Raw genomic sequence first — 17,363 nt, 5'->3', positions numbered from 1 at the left:
CGCCGCCTGCACGCGCACGACGCGCTCGATGCCGACCTGGTTGACCGCATAGCCGTTGCGGCCGGCCGCCTTGACGCCGTACAGCGCCTGGTCGGCGGCGCGCATCACCACTTCGCTGTCGATGTCGGGCGTGGTGGTCAGGGCGATGCCGACGCTGGTGCTGACCTGACGCTCGACGCCGCCGATCACGAACGGCGCCTCCATCGCCTCCATGATCTTGCGGCCCAGCACATCGACTTCGGTGGTGGACGACAGCTGCTCGAACACGATCACGAACTCGTCGCCGGCCAGGCGCGCCACGGTGTCGGTGCTGCGCACCGCGTGCGTCAGGCGGCGCGCGAATTCGACCAGCACCTGGTCGCCGCCGGCATGGCCGAGGGTGTCGTTGATGTCCTTGAAGTGGTCGATGTCGAGGATGGCCAGGCCGACCTGCTGGCCGCAACGCGCGGCGCGCGCCAGCGCCTTGGGCAGGAAGGCGTCGAACATGCGGCGGTTGTTCAGGCCGGTCAGGACATCGGTGGTGGCCAGCCGGTGCAGTTCCTGCTCGGCCGTCGCGCGCCGCTGCGACAGCGCATAGAACGCCCGGCTCAGGTGGCCGAACTCGTCGGCGCGGTCGACGTCGAACACGGCAATGTCGGCGCGGCCGGCGCTGATGTCTTCGACGTGACTGTGCAGGCGGTACAGCGGACGTAGCAGCTTTTCCACGATGGACCAGCCGAACAGGCCGGCCAGCAGCATCAGCACCGTCGCGCCGACGAAGGCACGCACGCGCACGCTCTGCATGGGCGCGAAGGCGCTCTGCAGCGGATACGACAATGCAATGGTCCAGCCCACCTCGTGCAGCCGCTTGTGCACCAGCAGCACCGGCTTGCCTTCGTCCAGCAAGCCTTCCTGCCAGCCTTCCTCACCGCGCAGTGCCGCTTCCAGCACGGTGCCGGGGCCGTCATCGCCCTTTTCCAGGATGCGCGCGCGGTCGGGATGGTGCACCGTGACGCCGTCGTCGGTGACGATGAACAGATAGCCGTCGGCGTTGCCGCGCAACGCGTCCAGCTGGGCCGAGAACGAGGGCCGCAGTAGGTCGATCGCGCCCAGCAGGATGCCGGTGATGCGGCCGTCGGCGTCGACAATCGGCTGGGTCAGCACCACCACCGGGCGGCCCGACAGCATGCTCTTGAACGGCGCGGAAATCACGCTTTCCTTCAGCCGTAGCGTATCGCGGAAATACGGCCGCTCGGCGATGTTGATGCGGCTGGTGTTGCGGTCGCGCAGACTCGCCACCAGGTTGCCGTGCAGGTCGAAGGCGTTGACGTTGAAAAATTCATCGCGCAGGGTTTCGTGGGACTCCAGCAGCGCCTGCAGTTCGTTGAGCATCAGATTGCGGGTGTGCAGTTCCTCGGCCATCGACTTCAGCAACTGGCGCTTGTCTTGCAGATCGCTATCGATGAACACGGCCGCGCTGGTCAGCAGCGCCAGTTCCTGGCGCGCGATGTCGGGCCGCAGCACGGATTCCACCACCAGCAGCGAAATCCCGCCCGCGCCCAGGCCGGCCACCAGCACCAGCGCAATCACCAGCGCCGTGACCTTGGATTTGAAGCTCAGGAAAAACCGCATGTCCACTCCCGATGTGGGTCCGGTGCCAGCCATTATAGGCACTTATGAAAAACCGGGATTTTTGATACAGGCAACACATGCGGCATTGCCGGCATCGGCCCCGCTCAGCCGCGGTACAGCGGATTGGCGGCGACGTAGGCGCGCACCTGGCCGGCCATGACGCCGGCCGGCGCGATCTTGCCGAGGTCCAGCGAGGTGGCATCGTGCAGGGTATCGAAGTGCCAGGTGAAACGCTGGCCGTTGACGTCGAACTGCACGGTTTCGCCGTTGGCGACGTTGACATATTTGGTGTCGGCATTCACGACGATGGTGCGCATGGCGTTGCCGTCGGCGACCTGATTGCCGTAGTCGGCGGCGGTGGGCGCGGCGTGGGCGGACGCCGTCAGCAGGGAGGTCAGGCCGGAAAAAGCGGCGGCAAGGGTGGCGCGTTTGATGATCGACATGGTAAGGCTCCTCGAGGTAAGTGACGGTTTCGGTTGGTTTTACTGCTCATCGTTTGTGCTGCATCGATGAGGCCAGTATAGAAATCCGCCGCTGACCGGAGCATGACGGCCGCATTACAAAAATCTGACAAACGGCGCTCGCCTGCCGCCGGAATTTTTATGGCTATTTTGATGCAAGTCAAAATAGCCACAAAAAACTTTCATGCCGTTCCGGCATGAGCGGCGGCCGGTGACGGTGGGCATGCCGGCGTGGCGCCAGCGCGCGCCGGGCGCCGGGCAGGCGCCAGATCACCCTGCCGGTTGACATAAGCAAATGATTTCAAAAGGGAATTTGGCGCGGCTGGCAGGGATCGAACCCACGACCCTTGGCTTCGGAGGCCAGCGATGGGAACGCGAGAACAGGCTTACTTCAGTGGTAACTCCTTGAATCGCCATCATATTCCCAATGAAGAAGTTAGGCAACGACGAGAAGAGTTGGGAAGAAATTCAGGAGTAATTTTTCCCAAGATTTTCCCAGAGAACTTCTTATCATAGACGCGCCGGTACGGATAACGTAAGCGTGATGTCAACTTACCTCACGCCCCAATTTAGAACCTTAGTGCTTGTGGATTTGGTGTGTACCCTGGCCATCCAGCTCAGGCGCGCTTGCGCGCTATTTGCGCATGACGCGCCTGTGGCTTTCCCGAAATCGTAGACGGTCCATGGTCGTATTTTGCGCGTTCCATTATGGTGCTGAACAAGAACTTCTTGCTGCGTGCCTCGCGCTCGCGCAGAAATCTTGTGGCACCGAAAAACACCAGATTTTCACGCGCCCTCGAGCAAGCCACATTGAGACGCTGACGATCTAACAGGAAGCTGATATTGCCCTGAGTGCGCACGGTTGAGTACAACACGATATCGGCTTCACTTCCTTGAAAACTATCGACCGTATCGACGTCTACCTGCATCATCTGTTCGATTGAGGCATGCTTGGCCAGCATGTCCTTGATCAAGCGTTTCTGCGCGCCATAGGGGGTGATCACAGCCACCGTTTTGCGCAGAGAAGCGTTGCCTATGTTTTTTTTGCGGTGGCTCAGCTTGCGTGCCGCCGACAAAAGAAAATCCACGAGGGCTTGCGCTTCGCCGCGGTTGAACAAACTTGGACCAACGCCATTCTCCTTTTCCTGAATTCCCGCTTCGACGTTAATCCAGCGTAGCGTATGCACCTGATCTAAAAACTCCCCTCGGTCATGCTGCTTCCCGTTGAACAGGCCGCGCTCTCCGCCTTGGCTGTAAAACAAGTCTGCCACCAGATCGCCGATGGGCTCGACCATGCGGTATTGTTCGACCAGCCGCCCTCGGCAAAGGGGCGGCAGGTTCTCGTAAAGATGCTCAAAGAAACTGGTTTTGAGGAAAGTCTGCTCCAAGAATGGTAAATGTTCTTTAGCGTCAGGCTCTTGCAGCCGACTAGCTATGCTCGGAGGCAGCTGGTAGTGGTCACCGATGATGATCGCCTTGCGGCTCCGCATCAGAGGTATCAACAACTCAGGTACTGTCGAACGACCACCCTCGTCAATAATACAGATGTCAAACGTCAATCTATCCATCCCGTGGCGGCGCGACGCTAGACCAACGCAGGTCGCGCCGACCAGCGTATAACCGCCGACCAACAGTTCGCTCAACTCAGCGTCGAACGGCTCGCGGTTTTGAGGACGATACACAGCGTCTATCCATGCATGTATCCATTCCGCGCGGGCAGGCATGTCCGCGCGGGAGAGACGTTCATCCTCGCGCCGGTCCTCCAGGTAATCTTTGAGAATAGCCTCGGTTGTCACATGCTGCAGGTTGGATTGCACTCTGGCAGTCTTATTGGCGATGCGAAGCACGTTGCCGACAGCGTCTGGATACCGTTCCAGGAAGCGGTCCAGTGCATTGTCCACTGCCGTATTTTGCTGCGAAACCACCAACACACGCGTATCGGGCTGGGCCTTAAATATCTGATGCAGCAACTCGACGATACAGGTCGTCTTGCCGGTTCCCGGCGGCCCCTGAATCAAATACAGATTACTCTCGGCTAATGCCTGTTCCACCACCCGCTTGGCGGTCGTCGCCTTCACCGGATCGGCCCAGTTGGAATTTTGCCATTGCAGGCCTTTGGCAATGCGCGCGGTCCAGTAGGGGTCGGGTTCAGGGACGTAACGCTGCGGCATCAGCAACAATTGCTGCAAAGTGCGGTTCAACGACCGTCCGCCCATGAAACCCTGCAACGCTCGCTTCTGTCGCCCGAGATTGGCGAGGTCGCCCCCGTTCGGGAAGCGTAGCCGGACCTGAGCCGGCGCCACCGACTGATAACCCTGCTCTGGCGTCGGCCGCATGATGCCTTTGTGCGACAGACGGAATACGCCACCGCCCAGCGCTTCCGGTAACCCCTCCAGCTCGCCGATCTGCAGCCAGCGACGTTCTCCGCTGCGGTTGGCGTAGCACTCTTCCAGATATAAGCGCGGTGGCGACTGTGCATCGTCGAGCAAATCCTGCAATATGTCGCGCAGATGGACCGGACACGCACAGTCCCACTCGTATTCTGCTGGCTCCGCTTGCGGCGATAGGGAAAAGCTGCGGTAGCCTTCCTCGTCAATCAGAAATTCCGTGACCTTATTCCAGCGTTCGAAAAATTTTCCGGAGGCCTTCCTTGCCGCCTCGTCTCCGCCAAACAACGACTGCTGCCGACAGAACTGCAGGAACTTGTGGAACTGCAGTCCATCGCAAAACACGCTGTCTCTCAGCTCGGCGCTGATCAGCCGCATCGAAAAAGGCAACTGATCCAGCTGCACACTGTCGACGCCCGTGCGATTCAGGCTTGTCACACGCAGCTGATTGTCCTTTTCACAAACCTCGGCAGCAATCTGCCACGCGCCGAACTGCAGGGTAACCAATCCCCCGCCTTCGGTATCCATGTAGGCCCGCAATTGCCAGACCGCATCGTGCTCCTGCAGCAAGGGATGCAGGTCGTGCTCGGAGCCGTCCACATGCAGGAAAACCGGGGCGGCGCTGCCGCCCCCCAGCTCCAGCGACTCAACCTGCTCAGTTACAGTCACTGCGTCGGCACTCAGCAGCAAATCAAAATAATGCGGATACACCTGCAACCGCTCGCCCGCGTTGTAGCGCTTGCCGGGGAAACTGGCCTCCGCGCGAGGCAGGAAGGCGACGATGCCACCGCTTAGACTTTGCTGCTTATCGACGGGATAGAAGCTAGGGTAGCAACGCACGATATAGCCGTCGCCGTTCTTGCCGGAGACGGGACGCTCGACAAAAGCGCTGCACGGCAGCTTCTCGAGAATGTGCTCGACATGCAGCGCGCCGCGCAATATACAGCCCTTGAAGTAACGAGGATTCTTCCCCCCTTTCATCTGCACCGGTATTGCTTCCTGATCCGGATACTGCAGCATCAGTGCTCGCTGCCTGGCGTCGCTGTATTGCTGTTCGCCGAGCCGCTCCGTCTGGAGCTCCAAGACCTGTCCATAGCTGTTGAGCATGCCGGTCAACTCGGCGACGGATGCTAGTGCGACTTTGCCGTTGTAGTACCAGTTTTCCGGCAAGCGTGACTGCGGATCGGGGAACGACAAGATGCTGTCGTAGCGGTCGCGGGCCAGCATCCGGTCCAGTTGCTCGACATACCAGTCGCAATAACGCTGGTAGGCTTCGAGCCGGTTGCGCGTATCTTCAAGGCGCGCCTGCAGCAGGCGCAGCGCGTTGCGGCGGAAAGGACTGATCGAGCTGTCAGCCAAATCTGCCTGCAGCGCGGAAGCTAGCGTGCGGAATTCCTGCGCAGGCTCCTCCAGTCTGCGCCGGTAGCCATCGCAGTATGCGCGCTGGTTCGTCGCTAGCGTCAGCGCAGCTTGCCTGCGCCGTGCCGCTAGCGCCTTTGCGCTCTCGCCCGGCGCGGCATATAACTGGCTGCGCAAATCGGCGTTGCGACGGCGCAACCCATCATGCAGGCTGCGTTCTTCTTTGGTTTCCTCGTCAAGCAGCCACGCTAGCGCGGTAGCCCCCAGCACCACCGCACCGGCAATAAAAAATGGCACCATTGGTCAGGGCTTCTTGTCGCTGGTGATCGTTGCGCGGTACTCTTCGGCCAGAATTTCCTTGTTGCCCGGTTCGTCCAAAAGCTTGTCTAGCAGGCGCTCGCTGGCGCGATTGCGTACACGGGCGTCTTCCCGCTGCCCCTGCAGCTTCGCCATCTCCTGTTCGTGCCTCATGACGTTTTCGTGATGCGCGCGATGGATGTCAGTGATCTGGACGCCGGCATTAACAACCGTCTGCTTAGTGACCTCCTGCGCTTCCGCGACCCTGCCGGCGGCTTCGGCCAATACCTGCTTGGTGCGCTCTTTTTCCTTGAACAACCCCACAATGCTGTCGCCGGTTGACAGAGCGCCCTTACCGACGTCGAGCATCTTGCTTAGCACCTGGGCCGGGATCTTTCCATCTCCGTCCTTGGCTCGCGGAGTATTTTTTGGCGTAGGTTTTTTCATGATCAATCCCTCATTCCTTGATCAGGTCCAGCGCGGTCTGCAACTGCGCATCAACCAGTTGATAATAGGCGGCTTCGAGCTGCAACAATGGCAAGCAATTAGGCGCGGCATTGAGCCGTTGCTTAGCGATGGCCTGTCCCAATAACTTAACCTGACGGGAAAAGCTGCTGAAGCGTTCTTGGCTCAGTTCAATTTCAAGCGTTTGCTGCTGCAAGCGAAGGCGTAGTGAGTGCAGCGCCTGGGTGAACTGCACTTCGGCCACAGCCGCCTTCACCTTCAGTTGTTTGTGCAACTCCCCCAGCAAAGCACCTAGCTTGTCGGCTTCCGCATTCAGTTGCGCGGTAACCTCTTTGGCTTGGCGATAACGCGCGTAGGCACCTACTGCGTCCAGCGTGGCCAAGGCGGCATCAACAAAAATCATCGGACTGGCGGCTGACGCCCCAGAGCGCGCCATCATGAACAGTGACTTCGACGCGCCCGCGACGCGGTGACTGCGCTCGCGTTGCGTGTCGTCCAGTCCGTACATGTCGGCAAAGATATCGACGGCGATCATGCAGGCTCCGTTTCATTATGGCGATAGTTGGACGAGAACAGACGGATGTCGTGATACTTCTGCATCTGCCGACTTAGTTCGAGGTGGTCCATATGGCATAAGCTATGATGCAAGCTAACGCTAAGCACCGCCGACAGCCCAGGCGGCGTAACCACCCCTTGCAACTGTTCGGGCAAGGGACCGTCCACGCAGGCCGAAGCGGGCATAGCCACGCCATTCGTGGCATTTGCGGGGTCTGCGGGCACAAATCCCGGCAGCGTTTCGTAGCTCAACCTCTCCAGATATAGCGTTGTCGCTGGCGGCACCGGCACCTTCCACGGAAAGCCCTCGGCACGAGTATAGCGGTGAGTCAATCCTAATACAGGTAGCAGCAGCAGCGGCAGCGATACACGCTCATCGGCGTTACCGCCGTGTGGCCGCAGACGGAACTCGTCCGGTGCATACGCGACTGGCAGATATCGCCTTGCGCCATCATCTCCTTGGCCTTGCAGGGTATATTCCCAATGCTCCATCTCTTCACCAATCAGAGCGGCGGCCTCGGGCCAGTGATATTCGAGGACGGCCCCGAGTACGTCCCGCTCCATCAGCCTGCGCAGTCGACCCGCTTCATCGAAATGCCGATAACTGTACTTTCTTTCCGGCAGTCGCAGAATGGACGCATCGCCGAAGTCGGCTTCGTCGGGCACGTGCAGCAGCAACTCGGGTTGGGGTGTGAGCAGCAGATGGATATCCTTCCGGTGCAGCGTAAACGAATCGAGCCACACCTCCGGCTCGAACCCGCGCAGCATGTTCTCCACCTCAACCATGCGCGCTCCGCGTTGCGCCAACGTTGGCGCCCCGCCTTCGCCGGCTGTGGCCACAAAGCCATGCTGTTCAAGGAAACGCAACTGTTGCACCAATATTCGCGGCGACAAACCAGTCACCTCCGCAAGCTGCTCAAGTGACAGTTGTTTATCCAGCGCGCGCATCAGAAAGCGAGATACACCACCCAGACTATCCAATAGACGATGCGACACCCTCAGGCTGTAGCGCTGAAAAGGCAGCAGCAACCTAATCGTTTTTTTGATATGAATCACTAGAATTCATGTTGTGAATTTGGTAAAAGAATTCTAATGGATCAGTTGGTTACTTGCAACATATAATTCCTTGTTACCAAAAAAGTGCCGAAGCGTCACGAGTTCATTGTGACAAGTTTTTACCCTTAGGCATCACATGATATGATACTTGCGAGAAGTACAAATGTTTCCAAGCGACCGTCTCAAGAGCCTTCAGATTATCTCCAGTTGATCCTAAGGGCGCCGAATAAGAATGAGTCATCGTCCGGGAACCTGGAATTAGCGTCGCGTCTAAGGGAATAAAATGGAAAATAGCTCGCCTTCGCGTGAAAATTTGCTCCCCCCATCCAGTGTGTGGGTGCGCTTTCTGCGGAGTTACGGCCCTACGTCAAACAATCTCACTATGTTCGACGAGTACGTGGCTGGTGCTTTGGGGCGCGCACGTGTGCAGCCGCTCGCGCTGTCGACACCATTACTAGGTGCGATGATTGACCATCTTGAAGCTAGGACCCCCGGTTCGATGCTAATCGCAGGGACTGCTGGAGATGGTAAGACTTATCATTGCCGCGCCCTCTGGAAGCATATCGGTGGTGATCCAAAGGTCTGGGCGGCAAAAGGTAACGTAAAAGAATTGCTCCTCTCCGATGGACGCTTGGCGGTATTTATCAAGGACCTTTCTGAATTTAACGGGCAGGAAAGTGACCAGCCCCTCGAGCGCCTCGAACGCTCTGTGCTTGGCGCTGACGACTCGGAAGTAGTGATCCTGGCCGCAAATCATGGCCAGTTATTGGACCGACTACGAGATTTAGGTAAGCGCCAGAACCGAGCTCATCCACTGCGTAAGCCACTACAAGAGAAGTTCTTGCAGGCCGGCCCAGCGCCAGACCGACTAGCGGTATTTGACCTCAGTCGTACCACCAGCCGCAAGACTCTGGACGAGGTTGCCAAAGCGGTAGCTAATCACTCCGAATGGGATAACTGCAATCGCTGCTCGTTAAACTCCGACGGAAAGACATGCCCCATAAATGAGAATCGCCTTCGGCTGCTCGGAGAGTCCGACGGGGGACAGCTCACGCGCCGTTTAGGCGACCTGGTTGAGATCGCCCGGCTCAACGGACTGCATCTTCCAATTCGCGACTTGCTGGCCCTATGTGCGAACATGGTACTGGGCTACTCCGACGCAAAAGAAGTAAAAGAGAATCTGATGACTTGCGCTGACATCGCGAGGATTCAAGAGATTGGACATATAAGCAAAGCCAGTGTCTATGCCAACGCTTTTGGCGCCAATCTACCCAAACGCCGAGCTGCTGATCGCCCCGTATTCAAAGCGATGGCCAGCTTTGGAGTCGGCGAGGAGACAACAAATTCAGTCGACGGGCTGCTGGTTTACGGCAAAGACGACTCGAGACTACAGGCCGACTTTGTGCGCCTAGTGGGCTGCGATCCTGTGTACGGCGCGACGGCAAACTTCTATGCCGCCCAAGATGCGTACCTTGAAGGATATGAGGGTAGCCGCTTAGAAAGCGGCCCCACAGAGTTTCTGGAAATGCTTGAAGCTCAGCGTCGACGTCTTTATTTCACGACCCCTGATGCTGAATCAGGCTACCCTCGCTGGTCAATGACGGTCTTCCGATTCGCGGGGGACTACCTCGACATTATCGAATCGCTGCGAGCGAAGAAGCCCGTCAGCGAAGTCGTTCGTGGGCGTATCGCAAAGGGACTCAACCGCGTGATGACAGGACTGCTATTAGAAAACGTTGATCGCATCTTCATCGCCAGTTCCGGCGGATTCACCCAAAGCCGCGTGAGTGTCCTCTGCGACCATGAAACGCCGTCGCGTCGGCAAGGTGGAATTGGTATGGCCATCAAACTCGACGAGGAGACAGGCCGTCCGCAGCTCGATGTATCGCTGTCGCCGGGCCCAGGGAATTCGGTCGCGTTTGATCTAACCCCGATCAGACATGAGTTCCTTGCTCGTGTCGCTGAAGGCGCATTACCGGCAAGCTTCTCTAACGAATGCTTCGAAGACCTGCTTGCGTTTAAAGCCAAGCTTTTACGGAAAGCCGAAATCGTCCGCAAGGCGGGATTTGCCGGCGACGATGACGAGGCGGGGGGGGCATCGTCCGCACTGACGCTGAACTTCATCGATATCGAACCGGGGGGACGTGGCTTTGCCCGCCCTGTAACCGTGAGGGCGCCTGTATGAGCGAAATCATAAAGCGCCCCGTGATCAAGAGTGTCGACTTTTGCGTCGACGAGAACATTTGGGGGCATCGTCTCTACGACGAACAGCTGCCGCACCTGACCGTCCTAGAATTCTTAGGCGTGCTCGGTTCAAATCTCGCCAAACCGCTCCGTCCTCAAGAAGGGTTTGGGGCCGCTGTCAAGTTTCAGCCACAAAGGCAAATCCGTCTCCGCGGCCTCCTATTCAACAACCCGTATGTCGAGAATATCTCGGAAAGCGCACTGCCCGACGAGGAAAAATGGCGGCAGTGGTTTGAGAAATTCGATCAAGGCAAAACCGGAAATGGGGACGACGACATGGCCTACCTTCGGCAATCGTTCTCCAGTTTCGACGACTTCGCCAGGGCTATCGAACTTTTGCGCTCCTCTTCATTTGAGTCTCGTAGTAACAAACGATGGAGCTCGAAATTCGTCTTCCCATTTGGCCCCGATGCACTCTACGAAGACCTAGAGTTCGACTCGCGGGGCAAGATGAGCAATGACCGGCGCTTTTTTGCACGCACAGGCGAGCTGCTCTACCTGATGCTCACCCGCGCCGAACGAGGGACGGAGCTTGGCGACGTTTTGGCTAAGCGTCTCTTTGATCGCGATGCGCCAATGAACAGGCTTGCCCGTGCGCTTCAAGGCGCCCCTCAGCTCGCAGATGATCCCCGACCCTCTGGCTATCTGCCTGAGGTCTCCAACGCGCGCTTCGATCAAATCTGCGAAGATTGGCTATCAATCTTGGCCAAAGATATGCCAGTCTATGACGCCCTAGAGCATCTGATCGCCATCTCAGGCTTAAACATGCTGCTCTATTTTCTTGAGCGAGCCAAGCGGATAGCTGGTGACGACGAACCTGTGGAAATCGTCTGCGAAATTGTCTCTAAAGAACGTACCAAGGTTCGCGCTCTCTCTGGAGACAGCTACCAACTCAATCAAGGGCTCCCTGCGAAGGCGGTGCGGGCCCATGTCGAGGCAATACGACAGGATGACCGTTGGAAGACGGCAGCGTCAGGCGAATTCCCAGATGCAGAGCGAGTTAAGCTTATGCGAGAACACTTCCAGTGGCCACCGGCCGATGGGGGCGATGACGAAGATTACTCTGGAAAGAGCCCAGATGATCTAGTCGCGGACCTGACAGAGTTCGCACTTACACGTCACGAGCAACACGTTGGAAAGATACATGCGTCATGGTCGCGCGCAATCGGGCTTAGCTCGCGCCGAATGTCACGTCGTACACGTTATGCGCCGAACGACCGCCTTCTGAAATCGATTGTGGTTGCGATAGTGGAAGATCGCATGCAGTTCGACGAATTCCTGGCCGAAGCCAAGCGCCGCTATAGCTTGGTGCTTGGCGACGCCGAAGGCGCACGTTTGGTTGATGCCAAATTAGTGGATCAAGAAGAGCTTAGCGAAAATCGGAACAATCTCGAGGCGCGTCTCGTTGGTCTTGGTCTTGTCCGTAGACTTTCCGACTCCTGTTCATTTGTAGAAAACCCATTCGCGTTTAAGGGAGAGTCGGCATGCTGACAGATCGCATCATCGGACGTGTCGGCGCAGACATTCTCGCCAAGCGAATTTCTAATCCAGGGCAAGCTGACGATTCCACAGCGCTTTTCCGACTCGACAAACTATCGTCTAGCCAGATCGCAGCTATCGCTCGGGCGATTCTTGCCAATCCGAACTTAATATCCCGGGTGGACCTGATGATTCCGGAGGCCCTAGTCCAAGGTCAAGGCCTCCCATCAGAGATTCTGATCTCCCATAACGCCGGGTATGTTCGGAACAATGCAGAAACGTCTAAAACGTCGATCCTCACAGCGAATGGCAACGAACACAATCTTGCCGACACGCTTGGACACGTCATGGCTATCGGGGCCAAAGAGATGCGGGCCGATCCCGAACCTTGGGTTGAAGCGACCTTATATGCCGGAGGACTTTCGCCAGTACCAGACGACCGCGCAGTTTTCCTCGCCGCGCTCGGCGGCTTGCTTACCTCCTCTGACCTTTCGCTCATTCAGCTCAGCGAGTTTTGTGGTGACATCGTTGAAGCAATCTCCACTCGAGGCCTTCCGATCCGCGATGCTATAGGTTTTGCACTGCCAAGAGCAGGTCTTCCTAGGGACAGCTCTTTCTTCTCTAACGCTAAAACTTTTGCGGCGACCCGTAAGCCTTGGCAGAAGGCATTCGCTAAGCTCTTCACTCAACGCGCGCCCCTTCTCAAGAAACTTCGGCAAAACGGCCAGCCGCTTGACCCCGACGAGCTGATGGAGCGGATTGAGGCCAACGCTGCGGACATATCCGAAGGGGCGCGCCAAGCCCTTGAGGCTTTCTCGGCCGCTCCCGCCGGAGACTTTGAAGCAGCTGCAAATCTCGCCCAATTTGAATGGGAAGGAGATGGCGTTTACCTAGCCTTTGACAAGCCGAAGGACAAACAGCTCGGCCTAGCAGAGTCAACGTTGCGCTTCTTTGACCATGACTGCGATCAGGAGAATTCCCTCGAGGCAGAAGGCAGAAGACTATTGGAGGACTTGAAATCCCGCGAGCGGCGTTCTGATTTCAACGAAGATGATGAAGAGTTTTTTGTCAAACATCGCCGAATGCTTGAGCAAGATGCCAAGCTTTGCGCCCGATGGGAGAAGGCTCTTTATGGTAAGCCTATTGAGTGCAGCGATTTCTTTGATGGCTTTGCTCGCGTTGTCAACAGCCTGCATGCAGGACTCGCTGGCAATGATGGCGAACGTATCTTACGCTTCACTGTCAACAAAGGACGAAAAGAATGGCGGGAGCGCTTTAACTACGACGCTGGCTCCTTCTTTTCTGCCATGTATCGTGGCTTGAAAGAGCTCATGGGCGCGAAGGTCGACTGGAAGGTCACTCGAATGACCACGACCGACTTACCCGACCCCCTGTTTGACTTCGAACGGTATTTTGCGAAAGAAAAGGAGATTGCTACAAGCCGCAACAAGAAGCTAAAGATTCAAAGCTCGCTTTCTAGGCAAGCGATGCAAATCAAGTTTGATGTAGAACTTCTACAGATTTCAGGTGGTGTGGAATCGAAACTAGCGAAGACTCAGCTCCTTTGGAGCTACAAGCCCACATCGATTGGCCTTTCGATGGTTGCAGACATGCGCCGCCTTCTGGAAAAAGGAGCAGTTGGCTGTACTGAAGTCCCCCGGAGGCTCGTAAGTAAAAAAGGGGGCATCCAAAACGTATCCTTGCTCGACACGGGAACCCTGGAGGCAACCTATTCGACTGATGCCGGCTCCTTGGTTCCTGCCGCCAACAAGCTGAGAAGCCTACGTCACGAGATAAAGTCACGAATTAAAGAGCTTGCCGACGAAGGTCGTTTGACTTCGCAGCAGCGCGACGAAATCAGACTGACATGGGATAAATTCGAAGAGGACTATATCAAGGCATTGGAAGATTTTGTCGCAACCGGCTTGCACGGAGAAGCTGTCATGCGGCAATCCGACTCTTTCGGCGCTCTGCTGAATACTTTGATGATCCACGCCCGGGGAGATGTGTGCCGTTCGCGCCTGGTCTCCGAGATTCTTTCAGTTGGCACCGCACGCGTAGCTGGTGATAATCCAGCCGTGATTGTCCCCCCTTGGCACCCCGAGCGCATGAAGGCGTTGGCGGTAAAATCGCGTCGTGTGGCTGGTTTCGCCACGCACTTGCTCACGAGCGGAAGCATTCTTTACGGTGATCGCGAAATTTTCATGCGTGAGCTGTCTGACGAAATTGCTCACCCTTTCTACCCTGAGATTGCTATTCTTAATCGCGCCGGCGCACCAATGCTGGTTTCCGAAAGCAGCTCAGTCAACGGATATAGCCTGTTGGAGTCGCCAACCAGAGGCACCGACGATGCGATGACGGATGTCGACCCAGGTGCCGCCGCAAAGCAAGCGCGCGAGCTGTTGGAGCGCTATGTCGGGCTCCAACCACATGAGGCGGCCAACCTTAGCGTCGTGCTATACAACGCTGATGCCGCCGAACTCCCGCTGTCAACTGTACGAGAACTCTCCTCCATCCAAGAAGATGGGAAGCTCCAGTGCAGCGTTTCGGTTCGGCATTCCGATCCAGCGAAGCTACGCAGCGTCTACGGCGAATTGGTCAACAAGGCTGGGGATGACCCGAATCTACCGGCCGTCAGCGAAACGAGCGATAACTTTATCTCGAAGCTCCGCATTTCAGTAACCCCGATTTCTTCAACACCGGCCGAAAGCGCACATGGATTCAAGGCCTTTGATGTTGCCTTCCTCCATGACGTGGTAGCACGCGCCGCTCAATCAGAATGGCTACCTGTTCCCTGGACGAACGACCGCCCGAATTTGGAGCATGCCCCGTCGCGCTGGTCTTATCGCAGCGTCTCTGGCGAAAACGAGCTTAAATCGACCACATTCCTAACGTGCCCTTGGCAGACTGCTTCGGGTTGGGCCTATGTATCAGCAGTAGCAGCCGTCTGTCGTCAGACAGATGCGTTGCCAGACGAACGATACCTGCCGGCCCGTCGCATTTCGCTACAAAGCCCCGCTTTAGCAGGAATGATCAAGGACGCACACGATTTAGCCGAATGGGTGGCTACTTACGACGAGCTACTCGATAAACGTCAGCTGCAGCACAATAACATCACTGTCGTACGCTATCGTCGCGGGTCAACCAATGGTCGTAATATGATCGTTAGCTCGACGTCCGAACTACGCCTACTCGGCGTCCTGGTGCGCCGACGCCTAGAAGAGCTGAACTTGCAACTTGATGCCGATGCAATTGTGGCGACGGTCGACAAGGCTAAACGAGACGCCCTCTCTGTTTCAGGTGACATCGTACTTCGTGCGGCAAAGCGAGGGATCTCTGCAGGCGAAATGATAGGCCTGGTGCTAAGCCGCCATATGCTCGCCGAGGAATTTAAGGCCGCAGCAGGTGGAGGCCCCGTCTTAACTGCCTATTTCTTACTTGATGACTATGCGAGCTGGCTCTCTCAACCCGAGAGTCGCATTGCCGACATCCTCTCTCTCAATGTCGCAGAGCGAGACGAAGGCGTCTGCGTTGTCATTTCAATCGTTGAATCAAAGTACGTGAGTGCCGACGGTCTTGCAAAGGCTCGCCGCGACTCCAAGGATCAACTCTTGGCGACGTTGAGCATGTTCCGTGAGGCACTCTTCGGCGATCCCGGCCGGCTTGACCGAGACATCTGGCTTGCGCGGTTAGCCGACATGCTTATCGATGCAGATGTCCCACCGGGTATGACGGGACTCATGGAACGGGCAAGAACAAAGATCCGTGACGGTAATGTTGAAATTTCCCTGAGAGGCTACTCTCAGATCTTTGTTCATACCTCAGATGCCGGCTCCTCCTCCAATTCTGATCAAGAGCTCCTCGAGGAGGCTGATGGTGTTCAGGCCTGGCAAGAGGTTTTTGACAGGCCTGACCTACGAAAACTTGCCGAGGCTTACGCCAAAGGACATGATGGATTCGAAGCCCGTGCCGGGTTAGGTTCTCATCAGCCATGGTCGGGGCACAGTTTCAGAAAGCCCGCTCCACGAGTGCCATGGCTTGCCGCCATAAGCCAACTCGCGAATGGTCCTGCAGAAGTAATAGCAGATGGAACGCCAACGATTGCTAGTTCCGATATGCTAGATTCGTCAAGTGGTCTGGAACCAGTGGCCGAAGACAGAGCGCTGGACCGGGATCATTTTCCCCAAACTCAGGATCAGCCTCCCGCTCGGGTTGCTCCCGTCACGTGCATCAATCTCGGTACATCACTCTCCAGACTGGTCTCCGCTAAGTTCGCGGGCGGCGCTGAGGCCGATGTAGAACGGGAAGAGTGGGCGCAAGATGTAACAAAGAGACTCAAAGCGGCGCTTAATAGTTATGGCATGCAGGCGGTCGTTCTCGGCACGCGTTTGACGCCCAATGGGTGCTTAGTGCGCTTGGCCGGTTCCGACCGACTGCGCGTTGAGGACATTGAGAACAAACGCACCCAACTTCTGACCACACATGCGATCAATCTTGTTACCGTACAGCCCAAGCCTGGTGAGATCGTCGTGACCGTGGCAAGTTCCAAACGCCAGGCCGTTTCACTCTGGGAGCTTTGGTCACGCCGCGAGATTAACCGCAACGTTGCGGGTATCAATACCTCCTTCCTCCTGGGTGTCCAAGAGATCAACGGCGCACTTCTGTATCTAAACCTCGGAGCGGAGTTTGGCGGGCTTTCATCTCACGAACCACATTCACTGGTGGCCGGCGCAACTGGCAGCGGAAAATCAGTGCTAATTCAGGCGCTGCTTTTGGATATCGCCGCTACAAACTCGAAAGATCTAGCGCAAATCATATTGATCGACCCTAAGATGGGTGTGGACTATGCCCCTTTAGCCGATTTGCCGCACATGCGAGATGAAATCGTCACAACAAAAGACAAAGCTGGAGAGGTGCTCGAAGCGCTCGTTCAAGAAATGGAGGATCGATACCGTGCTTTTGCAAAGGCCAGGGCGCGCGATTTGCCGACATACAACTCAAAGATCTCAGCAGAAGAGCGTCTGCCGATGGTATTTCTGGTTCACGACGAATTTGCTGATTGGATGCTCGACGATGCCTATAAAGCCAAGGTAGGCGCAGCTGTCCAGCGCCTTGGCGTTAAAGCCCGAGCGGCTGGAATTCACCTTATATTTGCAGCACAACGTCCAGATAAGGATGTTATGCCCATGCAGCTTCGAGAAAACTTAGGCAACCGGCTTATCTTAAAAGTCTCCAGTGAGGCTACCTCTAAGATTGCACTCGACCGTCCTGGAGCTGAATTGCTGTTGGGCCGCGGTCACATGGCCGCCAAACTGAACGGCGAGCAAGGTCTCGTGTTTGCTCAAGCTCCATTCCTGTCGGATCAAGATATTGAGGCGGCCGTCGCCGCAATCGCGGAGGAGCAAATATGAACACGATAATGGTGAGTGCCATGTGGCATAAGGACCGC

Annotated in this window: 9 protein-coding genes; 3 read left to right on the top strand and 6 right to left on the bottom strand. The window is 56.8% G+C overall.

The window, feature by feature from the left end; genetic code table 11:
- From E4L98_RS20070 to E4L98_RS20045, 6 genes are all read right to left on the bottom strand, one after another.
- Positions 1–1,611 (bottom strand): diguanylate cyclase domain-containing protein (locus E4L98_RS20070; protein ID WP_135203316.1); only part of this gene is annotated, 1,611 nt, incomplete at its 3' end.
- 104 nt (positions 1,612–1,715) lie between these two features.
- Complete coding sequence (locus tag E4L98_RS20065) at positions 1,716–2,054, bottom strand: CzcE family metal-binding protein (RefSeq protein WP_135203315.1); 339 nt, start codon at positions 2,052–2,054, stop codon at positions 1,716–1,718.
- 635 nt (positions 2,055–2,689) lie between these two features.
- Positions 2,690–6,118 (bottom strand): DEAD/DEAH box helicase, encoded by a 3,429-nt coding sequence (locus E4L98_RS20060; protein WP_135203314.1) that lies wholly within the window; start codon positions 6,116–6,118, stop codon positions 2,690–2,692.
- Positions 6,119–6,121: 3 nt separating this feature from the next.
- On the bottom strand, positions 6,122–6,562 hold the full coding sequence (locus tag E4L98_RS20055) for a hypothetical protein (protein ID WP_135203313.1): 441 nt from the start codon (positions 6,560–6,562) through the stop codon (positions 6,122–6,124).
- 10 nt (positions 6,563–6,572) lie between these two features.
- Complete coding sequence (locus E4L98_RS20050) at positions 6,573–7,115, bottom strand: hypothetical protein (protein ID WP_135203312.1); 543 nt, start codon at positions 7,113–7,115, stop codon at positions 6,573–6,575.
- Positions 7,112–8,191 (bottom strand): helix-turn-helix domain-containing protein, encoded by a 1,080-nt coding sequence (locus E4L98_RS20045; RefSeq protein ID WP_135203311.1) that lies wholly within the window; start codon positions 8,189–8,191, stop codon positions 7,112–7,114. The genes E4L98_RS20050 and E4L98_RS20045 overlap by 4 nt, the downstream gene beginning before the upstream one ends.
- Before the next feature lie 382 nt (positions 8,192–8,573).
- Here E4L98_RS20045 and E4L98_RS20040 point away from each other — a divergent pair, with 382 nt between their 5' ends.
- From E4L98_RS20040 to E4L98_RS31385, 3 genes are read left to right on the top strand one after another with little or no spacing between them, the layout of a single operon-like run.
- Entirely contained in the window at positions 8,574–10,376 is a 1,803-nt protein-coding gene (locus E4L98_RS20040) for a hypothetical protein (protein ID WP_135203310.1), read from the top strand.
- Positions 10,373–11,926 carry a hypothetical protein gene (locus E4L98_RS20035; protein ID WP_135203309.1) on the top strand — a complete coding sequence of 518 codons (1,554 nt, stop codon included), beginning with the start codon at positions 10,373–10,375 and terminating at the stop codon, positions 11,924–11,926. Before E4L98_RS20040 ends, E4L98_RS20035 begins: the two co-directional genes overlap by 4 nt.
- Positions 11,920–17,325, top strand: coding sequence for an FtsK/SpoIIIE domain-containing protein (locus E4L98_RS31385; protein ID WP_135203308.1), 5,406 nt, complete (start codon positions 11,920–11,922; stop codon positions 17,323–17,325). The genes E4L98_RS20035 and E4L98_RS31385 overlap by 7 nt, the downstream gene beginning before the upstream one ends.
- Positions 17,326–17,363: the final 38 nt, after the last annotated feature.

The sequence above is a fragment of the Duganella callida genome (assembly GCF_004614165.1).
GTDB classification, from domain to species: Bacteria; Pseudomonadota; Gammaproteobacteria; order Burkholderiales; family Burkholderiaceae_D; genus Rugamonas; species Rugamonas callida.
Note: the sequence above shows the minus strand (reverse complement) of the source record. Positions and strands in the feature narration are given on the sequence as shown.

Coding starts and splice junctions, on each gene's coding strand:
- E4L98_RS20065 (WP_135203315.1), bottom strand. CDS start 2,054: ATGTCGATCATCAAACGCGCCACCCTTGCCGCCGCTTTTTCCGGCCTG.
- E4L98_RS20060 (WP_135203314.1), bottom strand. CDS start 6,118: ATGGTGCCATTTTTTATTGCCGGTGCGGTGGTGCTGGGGGCTACCGCG.
- E4L98_RS20055 (WP_135203313.1), bottom strand. CDS start 6,562: ATGAAAAAACCTACGCCAAAAAATACTCCGCGAGCCAAGGACGGAGAT.
- E4L98_RS20050 (WP_135203312.1), bottom strand. CDS start 7,115: ATGATCGCCGTCGATATCTTTGCCGACATGTACGGACTGGACGACACG.
- E4L98_RS20040 (WP_135203310.1), top strand. CDS start 8,574: ATGTTCGACGAGTACGTGGCTGGTGCTTTGGGGCGCGCACGTGTGCAG.
- E4L98_RS20035 (WP_135203309.1), top strand. CDS start 10,373: ATGAGCGAAATCATAAAGCGCCCCGTGATCAAGAGTGTCGACTTTTGC.
- E4L98_RS31385 (WP_135203308.1), top strand. CDS start 11,920: ATGCTGACAGATCGCATCATCGGACGTGTCGGCGCAGACATTCTCGCC.